Origin of the sequence: Pseudomonas sp. B20(2017), from assembly GCF_002113125.1 — a bacterium.
Classification (GTDB): domain Bacteria; phylum Pseudomonadota; class Gammaproteobacteria; order Pseudomonadales; family Pseudomonadaceae; genus Aquipseudomonas.
In genome coordinates this window covers 75,121-96,790 of sequence record NZ_NEJP01000017.1, presented here as the reverse complement: position 1 = coordinate 96,790, position 21,670 = coordinate 75,121, and the positions used below count along the sequence as shown (strand labels likewise).

At 60.2% G+C, this 21,670-nt stretch carries 19 protein-coding genes and 1 tRNA gene; 18 read left to right on the top strand and 2 right to left on the bottom strand.

The genetic code is table 11. From position 1 onward, the window contains the following. The first annotated feature begins 39 nt into the window (after positions 1-39). The 7 genes from rpmI (at position 40) to CAF63_RS22925 (ending at position 4,961) form a co-directional block, all read left to right on the top strand. Positions 40-234, top strand: coding sequence for a 50S ribosomal protein L35 (gene rpmI, locus CAF63_RS22955; RefSeq protein ID WP_002553160.1), 195 nt, complete (start codon positions 40-42; stop codon positions 232-234). A 30-nt stretch (positions 235-264) separates the two neighbouring features. Beyond that, positions 265-621, top strand: a complete 357-nt coding sequence (rplT, locus tag CAF63_RS22950) for a 50S ribosomal protein L20 (RefSeq protein WP_002553161.1) — start codon at positions 265-267, stop codon at positions 619-621. Positions 622-730: 109 nt separating this feature from the next. Further along, positions 731-1,747: a phenylalanine--tRNA ligase subunit alpha gene (gene pheS, locus CAF63_RS22945; protein ID WP_011333387.1), complete on the top strand. Its 1,017-nt coding sequence runs from the start codon at positions 731-733 to the stop codon at positions 1,745-1,747. A 26-nt stretch (positions 1,748-1,773) separates the two neighbouring features. After that, the gene (pheT, locus tag CAF63_RS22940; RefSeq protein WP_085689199.1) at positions 1,774-4,152 is read left to right on the top strand and encodes a phenylalanine--tRNA ligase subunit beta; all 2,379 of its coding nucleotides are present in this window, start codon (positions 1,774-1,776) and stop codon (positions 4,150-4,152) included. Positions 4,153-4,155: 3 nt separating this feature from the next. Continuing rightward, positions 4,156-4,458, top strand: a complete 303-nt coding sequence (gene ihfA / locus CAF63_RS22935; RefSeq protein WP_002553164.1) for an integration host factor subunit alpha — start codon at positions 4,156-4,158, stop codon at positions 4,456-4,458. Then, positions 4,439-4,795: a MerR family transcriptional regulator gene (locus CAF63_RS22930; RefSeq protein WP_003179985.1), complete on the top strand. Its 357-nt coding sequence runs from the start codon at positions 4,439-4,441 to the stop codon at positions 4,793-4,795. Before ihfA ends, CAF63_RS22930 begins: the two co-directional genes overlap by 20 nt. Before the next feature lie 89 nt (positions 4,796-4,884). Continuing rightward, positions 4,885-4,961 (top strand) — tRNA-Pro (locus tag CAF63_RS22925). 142 nt (positions 4,962-5,103) lie between these two features. On the opposite strand, the gene CAF63_RS22920 is transcribed toward CAF63_RS22925, so the two are convergent. Both CAF63_RS22920 and CAF63_RS22915 read right to left on the bottom strand, forming a co-directional pair. After that, on the bottom strand, positions 5,104-6,225 hold the full coding sequence (locus tag CAF63_RS22920; RefSeq protein WP_085689197.1) for a Gfo/Idh/MocA family protein: 1,122 nt from the start codon (positions 6,223-6,225) through the stop codon (positions 5,104-5,106). A gap of 120 nt (positions 6,226-6,345) precedes the next feature. Beyond that, positions 6,346-7,266 (bottom strand): MurR/RpiR family transcriptional regulator, encoded by a 921-nt coding sequence (locus CAF63_RS22915; RefSeq protein WP_085689194.1) that lies wholly within the window; start codon positions 7,264-7,266, stop codon positions 6,346-6,348. Between the two features lie 310 nt (positions 7,267-7,576). On the opposite strand from CAF63_RS22915, the gene iolC reads away from it, so the two are divergent. The 11 genes from iolC to CAF63_RS22860 all read left to right on the top strand — a co-directional run bounded on the left by iolC (position 7,577) and on the right by CAF63_RS22860 (position 21,660). Then, the gene (gene iolC / locus CAF63_RS22910) at positions 7,577-9,514 is read left to right on the top strand and encodes a 5-dehydro-2-deoxygluconokinase (protein ID WP_085689191.1); all 1,938 of its coding nucleotides are present in this window, start codon (positions 7,577-7,579) and stop codon (positions 9,512-9,514) included. A 43-nt stretch (positions 9,515-9,557) separates the two neighbouring features. Next, positions 9,558-10,451 carry a myo-inosose-2 dehydratase gene (iolE, locus tag CAF63_RS22905; RefSeq protein ID WP_007956043.1) on the top strand — a complete coding sequence of 298 codons (894 nt, stop codon included), beginning with the start codon at positions 9,558-9,560 and terminating at the stop codon, positions 10,449-10,451. After that, positions 10,448-11,257, top strand: a complete 810-nt coding sequence (gene iolB, locus CAF63_RS22900) for a 5-deoxy-glucuronate isomerase (RefSeq protein WP_085689188.1) — start codon at positions 10,448-10,450, stop codon at positions 11,255-11,257. Before iolE ends, iolB begins: the two co-directional genes overlap by 4 nt. Before the next feature lie 30 nt (positions 11,258-11,287). Then, positions 11,288-12,790, top strand: a complete 1,503-nt coding sequence (locus tag CAF63_RS22895) for a CoA-acylating methylmalonate-semialdehyde dehydrogenase (RefSeq protein WP_085689185.1) — start codon at positions 11,288-11,290, stop codon at positions 12,788-12,790. 25 nt (positions 12,791-12,815) lie between these two features. Then, on the top strand, positions 12,816-13,637 hold the full coding sequence (locus CAF63_RS22890; RefSeq protein ID WP_085689182.1) for a TIM barrel protein: 822 nt from the start codon (positions 12,816-12,818) through the stop codon (positions 13,635-13,637). A 45-nt stretch (positions 13,638-13,682) separates the two neighbouring features. Then, positions 13,683-15,614 (top strand): 3D-(3,5/4)-trihydroxycyclohexane-1,2-dione acylhydrolase (decyclizing), encoded by a 1,932-nt coding sequence (gene iolD, locus CAF63_RS22885; RefSeq protein ID WP_085689179.1) that lies wholly within the window; start codon positions 13,683-13,685, stop codon positions 15,612-15,614. 35 nt (positions 15,615-15,649) lie between these two features. Then, a complete protein-coding gene (locus CAF63_RS22880; RefSeq protein WP_085689176.1) occupies positions 15,650-16,675 on the top strand; it encodes a Gfo/Idh/MocA family protein in 1,026 nt (341 codons plus the stop codon). A 132-nt stretch (positions 16,676-16,807) separates the two neighbouring features. Further along, on the top strand, positions 16,808-17,857 hold the full coding sequence (locus tag CAF63_RS22875; protein WP_085689173.1) for a Gfo/Idh/MocA family protein: 1,050 nt from the start codon (positions 16,808-16,810) through the stop codon (positions 17,855-17,857). 160 nt (positions 17,858-18,017) lie between these two features. Continuing rightward, positions 18,018-18,944: a sugar ABC transporter substrate-binding protein gene (locus CAF63_RS22870; RefSeq protein WP_007956051.1), complete on the top strand. Its 927-nt coding sequence runs from the start codon at positions 18,018-18,020 to the stop codon at positions 18,942-18,944. A 70-nt stretch (positions 18,945-19,014) separates the two neighbouring features. Next, the gene (locus tag CAF63_RS22865) at positions 19,015-20,580 is read left to right on the top strand and encodes a sugar ABC transporter ATP-binding protein (RefSeq protein ID WP_085689304.1); all 1,566 of its coding nucleotides are present in this window, start codon (positions 19,015-19,017) and stop codon (positions 20,578-20,580) included. A 57-nt stretch (positions 20,581-20,637) separates the two neighbouring features. After that, a complete protein-coding gene (locus CAF63_RS22860; protein ID WP_085689169.1) occupies positions 20,638-21,660 on the top strand; it encodes an ABC transporter permease in 1,023 nt (340 codons plus the stop codon). Positions 21,661-21,670: the final 10 nt, after the last annotated feature.

The following is a 21,670-nucleotide window of genomic DNA, read 5'->3' as shown; positions in this document are numbered from 1 at the left end:
TCTGATTATGTTTATCAACTGAATGCGGAGTATCCGAACATGCCAAAGATGAAAACCAAAAGTGGTGCTGCTAAGCGGTTTCTGAAAACTGCTAACGGTATCAAGCACAAGCACGCTTTCAAGAGCCACATCCTGACCAAAATGTCGACCAAGCGTAAGCGTCAACTGCGCGGTAGCAGCTTGCTGCATCCGTCTGACGTGGCAAAAGTCGAGCGCATGCTGCGCCTTCGTTAATTTTTGGATCAAGAATAGAGGAAGTAACTCATGGCTCGTGTAAAGCGTGGCGTCATTGCCCGTAAACGTCACAAAAAAATTCTGAAACTTGCTAAAGGCTACTACGGCGCTCGCTCGCGCGTATTCCGTGTTGCCAAGCAAGCGGTAATCAAGGCAGGGCAATACGCCTACCGTGACCGTCGTCAGAAAAAACGTCAGTTCCGCGCTCTGTGGATCGCTCGTATCAACGCTGGTGCTCGTGTTAACGGTCTGTCCTACAGCCGTTTCATCGCTGGCCTGAAAAAAGCGTCCATCGAGATCGACCGTAAGGTTCTGGCTGATCTGGCAGTGAACGAAAAAGCGGCGTTTGCTGCGATTGTCGAGAAAGCTAAAGCCACCTTGGCTTAAGTACCCCCGACAGTCACCCGGCCTCACCTCTGTGGGGTCAGGTGTTAAACGTCATAAATAGGGGAAGAGCCTTCAAGCTCTTCCCCTATTTTGTATCTGGAGTCTGTACATGGAAAACCTGGATGCGCTGGTCTCTCAAGCACTAGAGGCTGTGCAAAGCGCTGAAGATATCAATGCCCTGGAGCAAATCCGGGTTCAATACCTTGGCAAAAAGGGTGAATTGACTCAGGTGATGAAGACCCTGGGGAATTTGCCGGCAGAAGAGCGTCCGCAAGTCGGCGCCCTGATCAACGTTGCCAAGGAACGTGTAACAGGCGTTCTCAATGCGCGTATGGCTCTGTTTGAGGAAGCCGAACTGGCTGCCAAGCTGTCTGCCGAATCCATTGACGTGACGCTGCCGGGCCGCGGTCAGACCTCCGGTGGTCTGCATCCGGTAACCCGGACTCTGGAACGTATCGAACAGTTCTTCACCCATATCGGCTACGGCATTGCCGAAGGCCCTGAGGTCGAAGACGACTATCACAACTTCGAGGCGCTCAACATCCCAGGCCACCACCCGGCCCGGTCGATGCATGACACCTTCTATTTCAATGCCAACATGTTGCTGCGCACCCACACCTCGCCGGTTCAGGTCCGCACCATGGAATCGAAAAAGCCGCCGATCCGCATCGTCTGCCCAGGCCGTGTTTATCGCAGCGACTCCGATATCACCCACTCGCCGATGTTCCATCAGGTCGAAGGCCTGCTGGTTGATCGCGATATCAACTTCGCCGACCTCAAGGGCACGATCGAAGAGTTCCTGCGGGTGTTCTTCGAAAAAGAACTGGCCGTGCGTTTCCGTCCTTCGTACTTCCCGTTCACCGAGCCTTCCGCTGAAGTCGACATGGAATGCGTGATGTGCAGCGGTAAAGGCTGCCGCGTCTGCAAACAGACTGGCTGGCTGGAAGTGATGGGCTGCGGCATGGTTCACCCGAATGTGCTGCGCATGTCCGGGATTGATCCGGAAGAGTTCTCGGGCTTCGCCTTCGGCATGGGCGTCGAGCGTCTGGCCATGCTGCGTTACGGCGTGAACGACTTGCGTCTGTTCTTCGACAACGACTTGCGGTTCCTCGCGCAATTTCGCTAGTCGTAACGAATTCTTAGGAGAGCAGGATGAAATTCAGTGAACAATGGCTGCGTGGCTGGGTCAGCCCGCAGGTAGATCGAGACGCGCTGGTTGCCCGTCTGTCGATGGCCGGTCTTGAGGTCGATAGCGTTACGCCGGCCGCCGGTGTTTTCAGTGGCGTGGTGGTGGGCGAGGTGTTGAGCACCGAGCAGCATCCCGACGCCGACAAATTGCGTGTGTGCCAGGTCAGCAACGGCGCGGAAACTTTCCAGGTCGTGTGCGGTGCGCCAAACGTGCGTCCGGGCCTGAAGATTCCGTTCGCGATGATTGGTGCCGAGCTGCCGGGCGACTTCAAGATCAAGAAGGCCAAGCTGCGTGGCGTCGAGTCCAACGGCATGCTGTGCTCGCAATCCGAGCTGCAGGTCGGTGAAGGCAATGACGGTCTGATGGAGCTGCCGGCCGATGCGCCGGTGGGCGAAGATTTCCGTGTGTATCTGGACCTGGAAGACGCCAGCATCGAAGTCGATCTGACTCCGAACCGCGGCGACTGCCTGTCCCTGGCCGGTCTGGCCCGTGAAGTTGGCGCGCTGTACGACGCTCCGGTCACTCGCCCGGTGGTGATGACCGTTCCAGCAGTTCACGACGAAGTGCGCCCGGTAGAAGTCCTGGCGCCAGCTGCCTGCCCGCGTTATCTGGGCCGTGTCATCCGTAACGTTGACCTGTCCAAGCCGACGCCACTGTGGATGGTTGAGCGCCTGCGTCGCGCCGAAGTCCGCAGCATCGACGCTGCCGTCGACATCACCAACTACGTGATGCTCGAGCTGGGTCAGCCGCTGCACGCTTTCGATCTCGCCGAAATCAATGGCGGCATCCGTGTGCGCATGGCGGAAGAGGGCGAGAAGCTCGTGCTGCTCGACGGTCAGGAAGTCAGCCTGCGTAGCGATACGCTGGTGATCGCCGACCACACCCGCGCTCTGGCGATTGCCGGCGTGATGGGGGGCGAGCACAGCGGCGTGTCCGCGACCACTCGCGACGTATTCCTTGAAAGTGCGTTCTTCGACCAGATCGCGGTGGCGGGCAAGGCTCGTTCCTACGGTCTGCATACCGACGCTTCGCACCGCTACGAGCGTGGCGTGGACTGGCAACTGGCCCGTGAAGCCATGGAGCGCGCCACTGGCCTGCTGCTGGAAATCACCGGTGGCGAAGCCGGCCCGATCATCGAAACCGTCAGCGAGCAGCATCTACCGTCGATCGCGCCGATCACCCTGCGTGCGCAGCGCATCACCCAGATGCTGGGCATGGAAATGGATTCGGCCGAAGTCGAGCGTCTGCTCAACGCTTTGGGCCTGAAAGTTTCCGCCGATGGAGCAGGGCAGTGGCGCGTAGAAGTGCCGAGCCATCGCTTCGATATCAGCCTGGAAGTCGATCTGATCGAAGAGCTGGCACGTCTGTACGGTTACAACCGCTTGCCAGTTCGTTACCCGCAAGCTCGTCTGGCGCCACAGGCCAAAGCTGAAGCGCGCAGTGATCTGCCGGAACTGCGTCGTCTGCTGGTGGCTCGTGGTTATCAGGAAGCGATCACTTACAGCTTCATCGATCCGAAGCAGTTCGAACTGTTCAACCCTGGCGTCGAGCCGCTGCTGTTGGCGAACCCGATCTCCAATGACATGGCTGCCATGCGTTCGTCGCTGTGGCCGGGTCTGGTCAAGGCGTTGCAGCACAACCTCAACCGTCAGCAGGATCGTGTTCGTCTGTTCGAGAGCGGTCTGCGCTTTGTCGGTCAGCTGGAAGGTCTGAAGCAAGAGCCGATGATCGCCGGTGTGGTATGCGGCAGCCGTCTGCCGGAGGGCTGGGCGCAAGGTCGCGATACCGTCGACTTCTTCGACGTCAAGGCTGACGTAGAAGCGGTGCTGGGCTTTGCCGGTGCGCTGGATCAGTTCACTTTTGCACCGGGCAAGCACCCTGCGCTGCACCCGGGCCAGACCGCGCGCATCGAGCGGGAAGGGCGTGAAGTCGGGTTTATCGGCGCGATTCACCCTGAGCTGTCGAAATCCCTGGGTCTCGACCGTCCGGTCTTCGTCTTCGAGCTGGTTCTGGCTGAAGTCGCTCTGGGTAAAATGCCTAAATTCCACGAGTTGTCGCGCTTTCCTGAAGTGCGTCGTGACCTGGCACTGATTGCACACAAAGACATTGCAGCCTCGGCTGTACTGGACGTAATCCGTGAAAATGCAGGCGAATGGCTGACAGACCTCAGGCTATTTGACGTGTATCAGGGTAAAGGCATTGATCCTGATAGAAAAAGCCTTGCAGTCGGCTTGACCTGGCAGCATCCATCGCGCACTCTTAATGACGATGAGGTGAATTCGACGACGCAAAATATCCTCACCTCGCTCGAACAAAGGTTGAACGCCACGTTAAGGAAGTGACGTATGGGGGCTTTGACGAAAGCTGAGATGGCGGAACGTCTGTATGAAGAGCTGGGCCTGAACAAGCGGGAAGCCAAGGAATTGGTTGAACTGTTTTTTGAGGAGATCAGGCACGCTCTTGAAGACAACGAGCAGGTCAAATTGTCGGGTTTCGGCAATTTCGACCTTCGGGACAAACGCCAGCGGCCTGGCCGCAACCCGAAAACGGGGGAAGAAATCCCGATCACGGCTCGCCGTGTGGTCACCTTTCGTCCAGGGCAGAAGTTGAAGGCCCGAGTTGAGGCTTATGCTGGAACCAAGTCATAACGACGAACTACCCGTCATCCCGGGCAAACGCTACTTCACCATCGGTGAAGTCAGCGAGCTGTGTGCGGTAAAGCCGCACGTGCTGCGCTACTGGGAGCAGGAGTTTCCTCAGCTCAACCCCGTCAAACGCCGCGGAAACCGCCGGTATTATCAGCGCCAGGACGTGCTGATGATCCGGCAGATCCGCGCGCTCCTTTACGATCAGGGGTTTACCATCGGCGGCGCGCGCCTGCGTCTGTCCGGCGATGAAGCCAAAGACGACACCACCCAATACAAGCAAATGATCCGCCAGATGATCGCCGAACTCGAAGATGTTCTGGTGGTTCTCAAGAAATAATTTCCTGCTTTTAAATACTTCCAGTTTTCAAAAGCTTGCGATATATTCTTGAGCGTTCTTCGAGATGGAGAACAAGTTTCAAACTTAGTCGGGGCGTAGCGCAGTCCGGTAGCGCACTAGCATGGGGTGCTAGGGGTCGAGTGTTCGAATCACTCCGTCCCGACCATATAATTCAATGACTTAGCCCAACTTTAGCGAGTTGGGCTTTTTCATGCGCAGTGACTTTTACAGGGGATCCAGTTGCCTCTTCATCAAGGTCAGACACTAAAGCCGATCATCCCGATCGGCTTTTTTGTGCCCTCACAAAACTAGCCAGTGATTTCACTGACAGACACCCAACGCCGCTCCTCAGCCGCGACCCGAATCGCCGTCGCCAGCCTCTCCACTTCAAACGCCTCCTCGAAATCAGTCCCGGTCTGCCCATTCCCGGCCAGCGCCATGATCAGCTCATGCACTTCCAGCGTTTTCAGCTCGTTGTAACCCAACTGATGCCCCGCCGCCGGGCTGAATGCGGCGTAACCGGGCAAGTCCGGTCCGGCCAGTAAACGCTGGAAGCCGCCTTGGCCGGCTCGACACAGGCGTAGTTCGTTCAAGCGCTCCTGATCAAACGCCAGGGTGCCTCGGGTGCCGCTGATTTCGAAACTCAGATGATTCTTGTAGCCCTGCTTTAGCCAGCTGCTGCTGAAGGTACCGCGTGCGCCGCTGGCAAAGCGCAGCAGCGCATGGGCCTGATCGTCGACCGCAATGCGGCGTTGTTCCTGGCTGCCGGTTGTGGCCGGGCGCTGGCCATGGACGGTCTGGGAATCGGCGCACACCGCTTCGACATCGCCCACCAGGTAGCGCGCCATGGCGAGCAGGTGGCTGCCCAGATCCGCCAGTGCTCCACCGGCATGTTCCGGTTCGCAGCGCCACGACCAAGGGGAGGCTGGATCGGCCATGAAATCTTCGCTGAATTCACCTTGAAAGCTGATGATCTCGCCGAGTTCGCCACTCAGGATCAGCTCGCGTGTCAGGCCGATGATCGGGTTGTGCTGGTAGTTGTAGCCGACCCGGGTGACGACGCCTGCATGCTTCGCCGCCACGTGCATGGCATGAGCTTGTTCAAGATTCACTGCCAATGGCTTTTCGCAGTACACCGGCTTGCCGGCAGCAAGTGCTGCCATCGCCATCGGGTAATGCAAGTGGTTGGGAGTAGTGATGGCGATCAAATTGACCTTGGGGTCATTGATCAATCGCTGCCAGTCGCCATGGGCCTGCTCAAAGCCCCAGGCGGTGGCGCAGGCTTGCGCCCGTGCGGGATCGGCGTCAGCCAGGGCGGCCAGGCGAAGGGTGAAGGGTAGTTCGAACGCCCCGCTGACGTTGCGAAAGGCCAGGGCGTGGGCGCGCCCCATGAAGCCCGTGCCGATAAGGCCGATTCCGAGTTCACGCATGACAGGATCCTTTGAGTTCTTGTTTTCAGAGATCCTGTTTATAGAATAAATATTCCTTTCATTCAAATAATGGAATAAATATTTTGATTTGCCCCGTTCGTTGGAATGGCGGTGCCCCGATCAGTCCTCGAACCCGACCTGCTCGTGAATCTCGTCCACCTTCAACTCCAGTCGATAGGCCACAGCGATAAACAGCGCCTGGCACAGGCACAGGGTCGCACTCAGGGAGCGGAACGCAAACGAACTGCCTTCGTTGACCAGCAGCAGGGTGTTGGCGCGTTTGGCCAGGGGCGAGAGATTGCTGTCAGTGATGATCAGGGTTTTCGCCTGATGGTGCTGGGCGATGCGCAGGCAGTGCTGAGTTTCCTTGCCATACGGCGTGAAACTGATGGCGATCACCAGGTCATTGGCGCGAACGCTGCGCATCTGTTCGCGATAGCTGCCGCCGAGGCCCGAGACCAGGTGGATGCGCTTGTTGGTGTGTTGCAGGTTGTAGACCAGATAGTCGGCCACCGCGAACGAGCGGCGAACGCCGACCACGTAGATATTATCGGCATTGACCACCAGATCCACGGCCTTTTCGAAGGCCTGGTCATCCAGTTCCTGCCCCAGGCGTTCGATGCCCGACAGGGTGGCGTCGATGCACTCGCGGGCCAGGTCGCCGCCGCTGGCTTTCTGCGACTTGTTGGCGATCATGCTGCGAATGCGTTGCTGGTAGTTCTGCACCGGCGTGGCTTTGTGGGTATACGCCTCGCGGAACAGTGCCTGCATTTCACTGAAACCGCTGAAACCGAAACGCTGAGAAAACCGCACGATGGCCGACGGGTGCACTTCGCACTCGCGGGCGATGTCGCTGATGCGGTCGACCATGATCCGGTCACTCTGCTGGCTCATGTAACTGGCGATGCGCTTGAGCTGGCGCGGAAGGCTTTCGTATTCAGTGGTGATGAGCTGCAGCAGACGCTCGGCATTGATCGGGGGGCTGGCAAGATCGCTCTCGGGCGCGCTCTCGGCGGTAGCCGGCTGATCGGTTCTGGACATAAATAATCCTTCTGGCTTGTTCTTATAGGGACGGTTGTAGGTCTCGTCCCCTGACAATAGGTTGGCTGTGCGCAGTCTACAGGCTCGGCCAGGACAAAATCTTGGGCTTGCACCAGCGGGATGCCTGCTGAAACGATGCACGGCGTCTGGCGCGCCTGCATTGAAGTTTATTGGAAAAAATATTCCACGTGAAAAATAATTGGAATATTTATTGATTGTTCGATCCGGCTCGTTTTAGTCTGCATCCACCAAGAGTGTCCGGCGCGGTCACCGCGTTGGGCACAGGCTGATAAAAATAACAGGAGCCAGCATGGGCCAGACTCGTTTTGCCAGTGGACGTCAATTGGATCTGATTTGCCTCGGGCGCCTCGGCGTCGACCTCTATGCGCAGCAAGTCGGGGCACGGCTGGAGGATGTGAGCAGCTTCGCCAAATACCTCGGCGGCTCGTCCGCCAACATCGCGTTCGGCACTGCCCGGCTGGGGCTCAGGTCGGCGATGCTGAGCCGGACCGGTGACGATCACATGGGGCGTTTCCTGATCGAATCCCTGGCCCGTGAAGGCTGCGATGTCAGCGGCATCGAGGTCGATCCGGAGCGACTGACCGCCATGGTGCTGCTCGGTCTCAAGGATCGGGAGACCTTTCCCCTGGTCTTCTACCGTGAGAATTGCGCTGACATGGCGCTGCGGGCCGAAGACATCAGCGAAGCCTTTATCGCCTCCAGCAAAGCCTTGCTGATCACCGGCACCCACTTCTCCACCGATGGCGTCTACAAGGCGAGCATCCAGGCGCTCGACTACGCCGAAAAGCACCACGTCAAACGGGTGCTGGACATCGACTACCGCCCGGTCCTGTGGGGGCTTGCCGGCAAGGCGGACGGCGAAACCCGCTTCGTTGCCGATCAGAACGTCACTCAGCATGTGCAGAATATCCTCCCGCGCTTCGATCTTGTGGTCGGGACGGAGGAAGAGTTTCTGATGGCCGGCGGTTCAGAAGATTTGCTCACCGCGCTGCGCAATGTTCGGCGGCTGAGCGCGGCGACCCTGGTGGTCAAGCTCGGCCCGCAAGGTTGCACGGTGATCCACGGGGATATTCCACAACGTCTGGAAGACGGCGCGATTTATCCCGGCGTGCGAGTCGAAGTGCTGAACGTGCTGGGCGCCGGCGATGCGTTCATGTCGGGCTTCCTCAGCGGTTGGCTGGAGGGTGCTAGCGACGAGCGTTGCTGCCAGTTGGCCAATGCCTGCGGTGGTCTGGTGGTGTCGCGTCATGCCTGCGCGCCGGCGATGCCGACCCGTGCCGAACTCGATTACCTGTTCAGCAGCCCGGTGCCGATTACCCGGCCGGATCAGGACGTCACCCTGCAACGCCTGCATCAGGTCAGTGTGCCGCGCAAACAGTGGAAGCAACTGTTCATCTTTGCCTTCGACCATCGCGGACAACTGGTGGAACTGGCCCAGAAGGGCGGACGCGACCTCAGCGCCATCGGCGAACTCAAGCAACTGTTCATCAAGGCTGTGGAACGGGTCGAAAGCGATTTGCGCGAGCAGGGCATCGAAGCCGATGTCGGGCTGCTGGCGGATCAGCGTTTCGGCCAGGACTCGCTGAACGCCGCCACCGGTCGTGGCTGGTGGGTGGCGCGGCCGGTCGAGGTGCAGGGCTCGCGGCCGCTGGCCTTCGAACACGGGCGCTCGATCGGCAGCAACCTGATTGCCTGGCCGCAAGAACAAATCATCAAATGCCTGGTGCAATTTCACCCGGACGACGAACCCATGCTGCGGCTGGAACAGGAAGCGCAAATCAAGGCGCTGTATCAGGCATCGCAAGTCAGCGGTCATGAACTGCTGCTGGAAATCATCCCGCCCAAGGATCACCCCTCACCGCATCCCGAGGTGTTGTATCGCGCGCTCAAACGCCTCTACAACCTGGGCATCTATCCGGCGTGGTGGAAGATCGAAGCCCAAAGCGCCGAGGAATGGCAACAGCTCGACGAACTGATCCAGGCGCGCGATCCCTATTGCCGAGGCGTGGTGCTGCTGGGTTTGAATGCCCCAGCGTCAGCGTTGGCCGAAGGCTTTCAACAGGCCAGCCAGAGCCAGACCTGCCGCGGGTTTGCCGTGGGCCGGACGATTTTCCAGGAGCCGAGCCGCGCCTGGCTGTCGGGGGAAATCGACGACGAGACGCTGATCCGCCAGGTACAGGGCACCTTCGTCGAACTGATCGATGCCTGGCGTACGGCCCGGGCCTGAGACGCGGTTGAACATTCTAGAAATAACAATAAAAGGTGCAGCCATGCCCGCTATCCGAATTGGCATCAACCCGATTTCCTGGAGCAACGACGACCTGCCGTCCCTCGGCGGTGAAACGCCGCTGAGCACCGCCCTCAGCGAAGGCAAGGCCATCGGTTATGAAGGCTTCGAACTCAACGGCAAGTTTCCCAAGGACGCCAAAGGCGTTGGCGACGTGCTGCGCCCGTACGACCTGGCGTTGGTGTCCGGCTGGTATTCCAGTCGCCTCGCTCGTCGTTCGGTGGCCGAGGAAATCGACGCGATTGCCAGCCATGTCGAGTTGTTGGCGAAGAATGGCGCGAACGTGCTGGTTTACGGTGAAGTCGCCGATTCCATTCAGGGCCAGCGAATTCCGTTGGTTGAGCGCCCGCGTTTTCACACCGAACAGGCGTGGCAGCAATACGCAGACAAACTGACCGAACTGGCACGCTTCACCCTGTCCCAGGGCGTGCGTCTGGCGTATCACCACCATATGGGCGCCTACGTCGAATCGCCGTCGGACATCGACACTCTGATGGCGCTGACCGGCAATGAAGTCGGGCTGCTGTTCGATTCAGGCCATTGCTACATGGGCGGCGGTGAGCCCTTGCAGGTGCTGCGCAAACACCTGTCGCGCATCTGCCACGTGCATTTCAAGGACGTGCGCAAACCGGTGGTGCAACTGGCGCGCAACAACCTGTGGAGCTTCCCCGACTGCATCATCAACGGCACTTTTACCGTTCCAGGGGACGGTGACATCGACTTCGCTGAGCTGCTGGACGTGCTGCTGGCGGCCGATTACCACGGCTGGCTGGTGGTCGAGGCCGAGCAGGATCCGGCAGTGGCGCCAAGTTATGTCTACGCGAAGAAAGGCTTCGACACCTTACGTGCGTTGCTCGACGAGAGGACTGCACGATGAGCCTGCTGGTCAAAAGCAAGGCCCGTGGCCGGACCATGGTCGAGCTGGCTGAAGGTGAGCTGCAATACGTCGGTTTCGCTGCCTACCGGTTGAGTCTGGGTGAAACCTTGCCTGTCGCAGCGGGTGATAAAGAGCTGTGTTTGGTGCTGCTCAGTGGTCGGATCGGCATCCACGGCGAAGCGCCGGGGCAGGGGGCCTTCAACTGGGACAATCTCGGTGATCGCCAGTCGGTGTTCGAAGACAAATCACCGTTCGCCGCGTACCTGCCACCCGGCAGTCAGGCGCAGGTGGTGGCATTGAGTGATGCGCAAGTGGCGGTTTGCGCCGCGCCCGGTTCGACCACCACGGACCTCGGCCCGCGCCTGATCAGGCCTGAAACCATGAAGCGCAGCGTGCGCGGCAAGGGCGCCAACACCCGCTATGTCTGCGACATCCTCCCGGACAGCGAGCCGGCTCATTCGCTGCTGGTGGTGGAAGTGCGCACGCCGTCGGGGCACTCGTCGAGCTACCCGCCGCACAAGCACGACACCGACGACCTGCCGCACCAGAGCTTTCTCGAAGAAACCTACTACCACCAGATCAACCCGCCCCAGGGCTTCGTGTTCCAGCGGGTCTACACCGACGACCGCAGCATCGATCAAGCCATGGCCGTAGAAAACAGCGACCTCGTCGTCGTGCCCAAGGGCTATCACCCGGTCAGCGTGCCGTATGGCTACGAGTCTTATTACCTGAACGTGATGGCCGGGCCGAAACGCGTCTGGCAGTTCCATAACGACCCGCAGCACAGCTGGCTGCTGGATCTCTGAATTCCAACTTTCGCACGGAGAACAAGAACAATGAGCGACGCCCCGGTCATAGGCCATTACCTCGACGGTCAGGTGCAGGACAGCGGTAGCGAACGATTCAGCGATGTCTTCAATCCGGCCACCGGCTCTGTTCAGGCGCGGGTCGGGTTGGCCAGCCAGAAGACCGTGGACGCTGCCGTCGCTTCGGCGCTGAAGGCATTCCCGGCCTGGTCCGAGCAATCGTCCCTGCGCCGTTCGCGGGTGATGTTCAAGTTCAAGGAGTTGCTCGATCGTCATCACGACGAACTGGCGGAAATCATCAGCCGTGAACACGGCAAGGTGTTTTCCGACGCCAAGGGCGAAGTCACCCGAGGCATTGAAATCGTCGAGTACGCCTGCGGTGCACCGAACCTGTTGAAGACCGAGTTCAGCGACAACATCGGCGGCGGCATCGACAACTGGAACCTGCGTCAGCCGCTCGGCGTCTGCGCCGGGGTCACGCCGTTCAATTTCCCGGTGATGGTGCCGCTGTGGATGATTCCGCTGGCGCTGGTCACCGGCAACTGCTTCATCCTCAAGCCCTCCGAGCGCGATCCGTCCGCCAGTTTGCTGATGGCTCGCCTGTTGACCGAAGCCGGTTTGCCGGATGGCGTGTTCAACGTGGTTCAGGGCGACAAAGCGGCGGTCGACGCCTTGCTGCAGCACCCGGACGTCGAGGCGATTTCGTTTGTCGGTTCGACGCCGATTGCCGAGTACATCCACCAGCAGGCCACCGCGCGCGGCAAGCGAGTGCAGGCTCTGGGAGGCGCGAAGAATCACATGATCGTCATGCCCGACGCGGATCTGGATCAGGCGGCGGATGCCTTGATCGGCGCCGCTTACGGATCGGCCGGTGAGCGCTGCATGGCGATTTCGATTGCGGTCGCGGTGGGTGAAGTCGGCGATCAACTGATCGCCAAGCTGCTGCCGCGCATCGATCAGTTGAAAGTCGGCAACGGTCTGCAAGGCGACAGCGACATGGGCCCGCTGGTCACCGCCGAACACAAGGCCAGGGTGGAAGGTTTTATCGATCAGGGCGTGGCCCAGGGCGCGCAGCTGATTGTCGATGGCCGACACTTCAAGGTGCCGGGGGCCGAGGCCGGTTTTTTCGTCGGCGCGACGCTGTTCGATCACGTCACCACCGACATGAGCATCTATCAGCAGGAAATCTTCGGCCCGGTGCTGGGCATCGTGCGCGTGCCGGATTTCGCCAGTGCGGTGGCGTTGATCAACGCCCATGAGTTCGGCAACGGCGTGTCGTGTTTTACCAGCGATGGCGGGATCGCCCGCGCCTTCGCCCGCAGCATCAAGGTCGGCATGGTCGGCATCAACGTACCGATTCCGGTGCCCATGGCCTGGCATTCGTTCGGTGGCTGGAAGCGCTCGCTGTTCGGTGATCACCACGCCTACGGGGAAGAAGGCATTCGTTTCTACAGTCGCTACAAAAGCGTGATGCAGCGCTGGCCCGACAGCATTGCCAAGGGCCCTGAATTCAGCATGCCGACGGCCAAATAAATCATCTGCGCGGAGAACAACAAGAATGAGTACTCCACTGCGTTTTGCCCTGAACCGAATGGTCGCTCCACGTTTGTCCCTGCCGGCGTTCATCGAGTTGGCGGTGACCCTCAAGGCCGACGCCATCGAGATCCGCAACGATCTCAAAGGCATCGAGATCGAGGACGGCACCGCACCCGAATATGTGCGTGAGTTGTGCGCGACCCACGGCATCAGCGTGCTGTCGATCAACGCGCTGTATCCGTTTGACGTGTGGAATGACGAGCGCCGCGCGCAGGCCTTGAAGCTGGCTGCCTATGCCCGCGATTGTGGTGCGCGGGGGCTGGTGATGTGCCCGTTGAACGACCGCGCCGATCCGCGCAGCGTCGCCGAACGTGCGTCGGGCCTGCGCACCGCGCTGAGCGAGCTGGCGCCGATCCTGCGTGATCACGGCCTGCTGGGTTTCATCGAGCCGCTGGGTTTCAAAGCCTGCTCGCTGCGCCGCAAACGCACGGCGGTGGAGGCAATCAAGGCAGTCGGCGGGCTGGATGTGTTCCGTCTGGTGCACGACACCTTTCACCATCACCTGGCCGGTGAACAAGAGTTTTTCCCCGAGCTGACCGGGCTGGCGCACATCTCCGGTGTCGAGGAAACCGAGGCGCCGCTGGCGAACCTTTGCGATGGTCACCGGGTGCTGGTGGGCGCGGACGACATTCTCGGCAACGCGACACAAATCAACAGCCTGCTCGCTGGCGGCTACAGCGGCTACCTGTCGTATGAGCCGTTCGCCGACAGCGTCCATGGCCTGGCGGATATCCAGACGGCGATCGGCGCGAGCATGGAACACCTGAGCAAATCCCTGAGTTGACAGTGCCCCTTGCAGGGATCGGATCTGAATTTGAAAGGTGCGGTTATGACCACAACAAGACTGACCATGGCCCAGGCCCTGGTGAAATTCCTCGACAACCAGTACATCGAGGTCGATGGCGTTCAGAGCAAGTTCGTCGCCGGGATCTTTACCATTTTCGGCCACGGCAACGTGCTGGGTCTGGGGCAGGCGCTGGAGCAGGACAGCGGTGACCTGATTGTCCATCAGGGCCGCAACGAACAAGGCATGGCCCATGCGGCGATCGGTTTCGCCAAGCAGCATCTGCGACGCAAGATCTACGCCTGCACCTCGTCCGTGGGGCCGGGCGCGGCGAACATGCTGACCGCTGCCGCCACCGCGACCGCCAACCGGATTCCCTTGCTGCTGTTGCCGGGTGACGTCTATGCCTGCCGTCAACCGGATCCGGTGTTGCAACAGATCGAGCAGTTCCACGACCTGAGTATCAGCACCAACGATGCGTTCAAGGCCGTGAGCAAATACTGGGATCGCATTAACCGTCCCGAGCAATTGATGACTGCGGCGATCCACGCGATGCGCGTGCTCACTGACCCCGCCGAAACCGGCGCCGTGACCCTGGCCTTGCCGCAGGACGTGCAGGCCGAGGCTTACGACTATCCCGATTATTTCCTGCAAAAACGCGTGCACCGCATCGAGCGTCGCCCGGCCACTGAAGCAATGCTCGGCGATGCCGTGGCGCTGTTCAAAGGCAAGCGCAAACCGCTGATCATCTGTGGTGGCGGCGTCAAATACTCGGGCGCCAACGCGGCGTTGCAGGCGTTTGCCGAGCGCTTCGATATTCCCTTCGCCGAAACCCAGGCCGGCAAGAGCGCGCTGGTGTCGAGCCATCCGCTGAACGTCGGTGGCATCGGCGAAACCGGTTGTCTGGCGGCAAACCTGCTGGCCAGGGAAGCGGATCTGATCATCGGGGTCGGCACTCGCTACAGCGATTTCACCACGGCGTCGAAATCCTTGTTCCAGCACCCTGACGTGCAATTTCTCAATCTCAATATCAGCCCCTGCGATGCCCTGAAACTCGACGGTGTGCAACTGCTGGCGGATGCCCGGACAGGCATGTCGGCGCTGGCTGAAGCGCTGGGCGACTACCGTTCCGGCTGGGGCGATCAACCCCGTCAGGCCCGGGCGCAACTGGATGAGGAAGTGGATCGCCTGTATCAGATTGACTATCAGGCGCGGGATTTCGTCCCGGAAATCAACGACCACCTCGATCCGGCAGTGTTGCGTGAATTCAACGAGCTGACCGGTTCCTGCCTGACCCAGAGTCGCGTGCTCGGCGTGCTCAATGAAACTCTTGCCGATGACGCGGTGATCGTCGCCGCTGCCGGCAGTCTGCCTGGCGATTTGCAGCGCAGCTGGCGCAGCAAGGGGGTGAACACCTATCACGTCGAATACGGATATTCGTGCATGGGCTATGAGGTGAACGCCGCGCTGGGCGTGAAGCTCGCCGAACCCGCGCGCGAGGTCTATGCGCTGGTGGGCGACGGCTCCTACATGATGCTGCACTCGGAGCTCGCCACCTCGATCCAGGAGCGGCGCAAGATCAACGTGGTGCTGTTCGACAACATGACCTTCGGTTGCATCAACAACCTGCAGATGGGCAACGGCATGGACAGCTTTGCCACCGAGTTCCGTTTCCGTAACCCGCAGAGCGGCAAGCTCGACGGCGCTTTCGTGCCGGTGGATTTCGCCATGAGCGCGGCGGCTTACGGCTGTAAGACCTACAAGGTGAACACCGTTGAAGAGCTGCAGGTGGCGCTGGCTGATGCGCGCTTGCAGACGGTCTCGACCCTGATCGATATCAAGGTTCTGCCCAAGACCATGATTCACGGTTACCTGTCGTGGTGGCGGGTCGGCGTGGCGCAAGTCTCCACCAGCGCCCGCACTGACGCGGTGGCCAAAACCCTGAACGAACGACTGGCCAAGGCCCGTCAGTACTGATTGCCCTGAATCGAACAACCACAAGGAATCCTTTCATGTCATTGCTTTCCCAAGCGTTGCGGCTAGGCGTCATCGGTACCGGGGCCATCGGCCAGGACCACATCCGTCGTTGCAGCCAGACCTTGCTCAACAGCCAGGTCGTGGCGGTTACCGACATCAATTTGCAGCAGGCGGCCAAGGTCGTCGCTGACCTGAAACTGACCGCCGAGGTTTATCCCGACGGCCACGCGCTGATTAAGGCGCCGGACGTCGAGGCGATCCTCGTCACCTCCTGGGGCCCGAGCCACGAGGAGTTCGTGCTGGCCGCGATTGCGGCGGGCAAACCGGTGTTCTGCGAAAAGCCGCTGGCCGTCACCGCCGAAGGCTGCCGCAAGATTGTCGAGGCCGAAGTGGCCCACGGCAAACGGCTGGTGCAGGTCGGATTCATGCGTCCGTACGATGAAGGTTATCGCGCGTTGAAGTCGGTGATCGACAGCGGCCAGATCGGCGAGCCGTTGATGCTGCATTGCGCGCACCGCAACCCGAGCGTGGGTGAAAACTACAAGACCGACATGGCAATCACCGACACGCTGATCCATGAACTTGACGTGCTGCGCTGGTTGCTCGACGACGATTACGTCTCGGTGCAGGTGGTGTTCCCGCGCAAGAGCAGCAAGGCCCTCGCGCATTTGAAAGATCCGCAGATCGTGCTGCTGGAAACCGCCAAGGGCACGCGCATCGACGTGGAAGTCTTCGTCAATTGCCAGTATGGCTACGACATCCAGTGCGAAGTGGTGGGGGAGACCGGCATCGCCAAGCTGCCGGAGCCGTCCCAAGTTCAATTGCGCAGCGGGGCCAAGCTGTCCAACGCGATTCTGATGGACTGGAAGGATCGCTTCATCGCGGCCTATGACGTCGAGTTGCAGGCGTTCATCGATGGCGTGCGGGCAGGGCAGGTGGGTGGGCCGTCGGCGTGGGATGGCTTCGCCGCCGCTGTTGCTGCCGATGCGTGCATCGAAGCGCAGAACAGCGGCGCGATCGTCAACGTCGCACTGCCTGATCGCCCTCATTTCTACAGCTGACGCAAATCCCTGTGGGAGCGAGCTTGCTCGCGATAGCGGTGTATCAGGCGACATCAATGTTGAATGTTCCGCCGTCATCGCGGGCAAGCCCACTCCCACAGGGGGCGCGCGTTCTATAAGGAGAACACTTTCATGCGCATCGGACTTGTCGGTTACGGCCATGGCGGCCGGTTTTTTCATGCTCCGCTGATCAGCAGTCTGCCGGCGGCGACGTTCGTCGGCGTGGTCACCCGTTCAGCGGAGCGCCGACAGTTGCTGGCGGCGGAGCATCCGGGTGTGCCGGCCTTCGACAGCATCGGCCAGTTGGTGGAAGCCGGAATCGATGTGCTGGTGGTATCGACGCCGCTCAAGGGCCGACCGGCACTGGTGCTCGACGGCATCGAACACGGCGTGGCGGTGGTCAGCGACAAGCCGTTCGCCGCCGACTGGCAGCAGGCGCAAACCCTGATCACCATGGCCGAGCGCCAGAATGTACCGCTCAGCGTCTATCAGAACCGGCGCTGGGACTCGGACTTTTTAACCGTGCGCAAACTCATCGAATCCGGCGCGCTGGGCCAGGTCAGCCGGTTCGAGTCGCGGATCGAGCGTTACTCGCCTTCGTCGGTTCACAACGACAGCGGCGGTGGTTTCCTGCGCGATCTGGGCAGTCATCTGGTCGATCAGGCGTTATTGCTGTTCGGCCCGGTGACACGGGTTTACGCCGAACTGGACTACCTGGAGAAAGACCAGACGTTCGACCACGGCTTCTTCATGTCCCTGACCCACGCCAGCGGCGTGACCTCGCACTTGGGCGGCAGTTGCCTGCAAAACAGTCCCGGCCCGCGCTTTCGGGTGAGCGGTACGCTGGGTTGTTACAGCGTCGAGGGGCTGGACGGGCAGGAGGCCCAGGCGCTGGCCGGGCTCTCGCCGAAAACCGAAGGCGAGCGCTGGGGCGTCGAGGAGCATCGCCGCTGGGGCTGGTTCGAGCACGGAGACGAGCGCGAGCGGGTTCCGTCTGAGCGCGGCTGCTGGAGTCAGTTCTATTTGCAGCTACAAATCGCGTTGCAAAACGGTGGCCCACTGCCCGTGGACGCCCGTGATGCACTGGCGACAACCCGCGTGCTAGACGCTGCGCGCCTGAGTTTCAAACGTCATCAGGTAGTAGAACTGAGAGAGTTTGCAAGCCATGGAATAAAATCATAATAAAATTCTAATACGGGTTGATATGGAAAATATTTTCCAATAAAGTCGATTCCAGATTCACTGTCTCGGGATACGTTCCAACGCTTCGACTGCTTGTCCGCTTACTGAAATCGTCATGCCTCATCCATAAAACCAACAAGAATGTGGAGAAAGACTTTTCATGAAGACCAAGACCCGTTTTGCCTCACTGGCCTTGTCCCTGATGTTCGCCAGCGGCGCTGCGCTGGCCGATATGAAGATCGGTGTCAGCATGTCCCAGTTCGATGACACCTGGCTGACCTACCTGCGTGAATCCATGGACAAGAAAGCCAAGTCCTATCCCGACGGCGTCAAGCTGCAGTTCGAAGACGCCCGCAGCGACGTGGTCAAGCAACTGAGCCAGGTCGAAAGCTTCATCAGCCAGAAGGTCGACGCCATCGTGGTCAATCCGGTGGATACCGCTGCCACCAAAAAGATTACTGAAGCGGCAGTGAAGGCCGGCATTCCGCTGGTCTACGTCAACCGCCGCCCCGATGACTTGAACCTGCCCAAAGGCGTGGTGACCGTCGCCTCCAATGACCTGGAGGCCGGCGAGATGCAGATGCAGTACCTGGCCGACAAGATGGGCGGCAAGGGCGACATCGTGATCCTGCTGGGTGACCTGGCGAACAACTCCACCACCAACCGCACCAAGGGCGTCAAAGAGGTGCTGGCCAAATACCCGGACATCAAGGTCGAGCAGGAACAGAGCGGCGTCTGGCTGCGGGACAAGGGCATGACCCTGGTCAACGACTGGCTGACCCAGGGCCGCAAGTTCGACGCGGTCGTGTCCAACAACGACGAAATGGCCATCGGTGCCGCCATGGCCCTGCAACAGGCCGGCGTCGCCAAAGGCAGCGTGTTGATCGCGGGTGTCGACGGCACGCCGGACGGCTTGAACGCCGTGAAGAAAGGCTCGCTAGCCGCTTCCGTGTTCCAGGACGCCAAGGGTCAGGCTGACGGCTCCATCGATACCGCGGTGAGAATGGCGAAGAACGAACCAGTCGAGCCGGCGGTCTGGGTGCCGTTTCGCCTGATCACGCCGCAAAACGTTGACCAGTTCAAATAGTCCGTCCGTTCAATAACAACAATAAGCCCGCAAGGTGGCGATCGCGACCTTGCTGATGGAGTACCTGATCATGTTCGCTTCAGCGACTGCTTCGAGCACCCCTCTGAAGGGGAGCCCGCCCACTGCAATACCTGTCGAAGAGCCGTACCTGCTGGAGATCCTCAACGTCAGCAAGGGTTTCCCCGGTGTGGTGGCGTTGTCCGATGTGCAACTGCGGGTACGCCCCGGTTCCGTGCTGGCGCTCATGGGCGAGAATGGCGCGGGCAAATCGACCTTGATGAAAATCATCGCCGGCATTTACCAGCCAGACGCCGGCGAGCTGCGCCTGCGGGGCAAACCGGTGGTGTTCGAAACGCCGCTGGCAGCGCTTCAGGCCGGGATCGCGATGATCCACCAGGAACTCAACCTGATGCCGCACATGAGCATCGCCGAAAACATCTGGATCGGCCGCGAGCAGCTCAACGGCTTGCACATGATCGACCATCGGGAAATGCACCGCTGCACGGCGAAACTGCTGGATCGCCTGCGGATCAACCTCGACCCCGAAGAACTGGTCGGCAACCTGAGTATCGCCGAGCGGCAGATGGTCGAGATCGCCAAAGCCGTGTCCTACGACTCCGATATCCTGATCATGGATGAACCGACGTCGGCCATCACCGACAAGGAAGTCGCCCACCTGTTCTCGATCATTGCCGACCTGAAAAGCCAGGGCAAAGGCATCATCTACATCACCCACAAAATGAACGAAGTGTTCGCGATCGCCGATGAAGTGGCGGTGTTTCGCGACGGCGCCTACATCGGCCTGCAGCGGGCCGATTCCATGGACAGTGACAGCCTGATTTCGATGATGGTCGGTCGCGAGTTGAGCCAGTTGTTTCCGGTGCGGGAAAAGCCGATCGGCGATCTGTTGCTGTCGGTGCGCGACCTCAAGCTCGATGGCATCTTCAAGGGGGTTTCCTTCGACTTGCATGCCGGGGAAATCCTCGGCATCGCCGGTTTGATGGGCTCCGGCCGGACCAACGTGGCCGAAGCGATCTTCGGCATCACGCCCAGCGACGGTGGCGAGATCCGCCTCGATGGCGAGGTGGTGCGCATCAGCGATCCGCACATGGCGATCGACAAGGGCTTCGCGCTGTTGACCGAGGATCGCAAGCTCAGTGGTCTGTTCCCGTGCCTTTCGGTGCTGGAGAACATGGAAATGGCCGTCCTGCCGCACTATGCCGGCCACGGGTTCATCCAGCAAAAAGCCTTGCGCGCCTTGTGCGAAGACATGTGCAAAAAGTTGCGGGTGAAAACCCCGTCGCTGGAGCAGTGCATCGACACCCTGTCGGGTGGCAATCAGCAGAAAGCCTTGCTGGCCCGCTGGCTGATGACCAACCCGCGAATCCTGATACTCGACGAGCCGACCCGTGGCATCGACGTCGGCGCCAAGGCCGAGATTTACCGGCTCATCGCCTACCTCGCCAGCGAAGGCATGGCGGTAATCATGATTTCTTCGGAACTGCCGGAAGTGCTCGGCATGAGCGACCGGGTGATGGTCATGCACGAGGGCGACCTGATGGGCACCCTCGACCGCAGCGAGGCGACTCAGGAACGGGTGATGCAGCTGGCTTCGGGCCTGTCCTCGGTTCATTAATGGATACCGCTGGTGGCCGAGGCCGCCGTCGATGATGCGATAGAAAGGTGAGTGGTTATGAACGCGATACTGGAAAACAAACCGGCCACGGCACCGGTCAAGAGTCGCCGGCGCTTTCCGACGGAACTGAGCATTTTCCTGGTGCTGATCGGCATTGGCCTGGTGTTCGAACTGTTCGGCTGGATCGTGCGCGACCAGAGCTTCCTGATGAACTCCCAGCGGCTGGTGTTGATGATTCTGCAAGTGTCGATCATCGGCCTGCTGGCGATTGGCGTGACCCAGGTGATCATCACCACCGGTATCGACCTGTCGTCGGGCTCGGTGCTCGCGCTGTCGGCGATGATTGCGGCCAGTCTGGCGCAGACCTCGGATTTCGCCCGGGCGGTGTTCCCGTCACTGACCGATTTGCCGGTCTGGATTCCTGTGATTGCCGGGCTCGGTGTCGGTCTGCTGGCGGGGGCGATCAACGGCAGCATCATCGCCATCACCGGGATTCCGCCGTTCATTGCCACGCTGGGCATGATGGTGTCGGCCCGTGGTCTGGCGCGTTACTACACCGAAGGCCAGCCGGTAAGCATGCTCTCGGATTCCTACACGGCCATCGGCCACGGCGCGATGCCGGTGATCATTTTTCTGGTGGTGGCGGTGATCTTCCACGTTGCGCTGCGCTACACCAAGTACGGCAAATACACCTACGCCATCGGCGGCAACATGCAGGCGGCGCGCACGTCCGGTATCAACGTCAAACGCCATCTGGTCATTGTCTACAGCATCGCTGGATTGCTGGCGGGGCTGGCAGGTGTGGTGGCTTCGGCCCGCGCCGCCACCGGGCAGGCCGGGATGGGCATGTCTTACGAACTGGATGCGATTGCCGCTGCGGTCATCGGTGGTACCAGTCTGGCGGGCGGGGTAGGGCGCATCACCGGCACGGTAATTGGCGCTTTGATCCTTGGGGTGATGGCCAGCGGGTTCACGTTTGTCGGGGTCGACGCCTACATCCAGGACATCATCAAGGGGCTGATCATTGTGGTCGCGGTGGTGATCGACCAGTACCGCAACAAGCGCAAGCTCAAGCGCTGAAATCATCGTC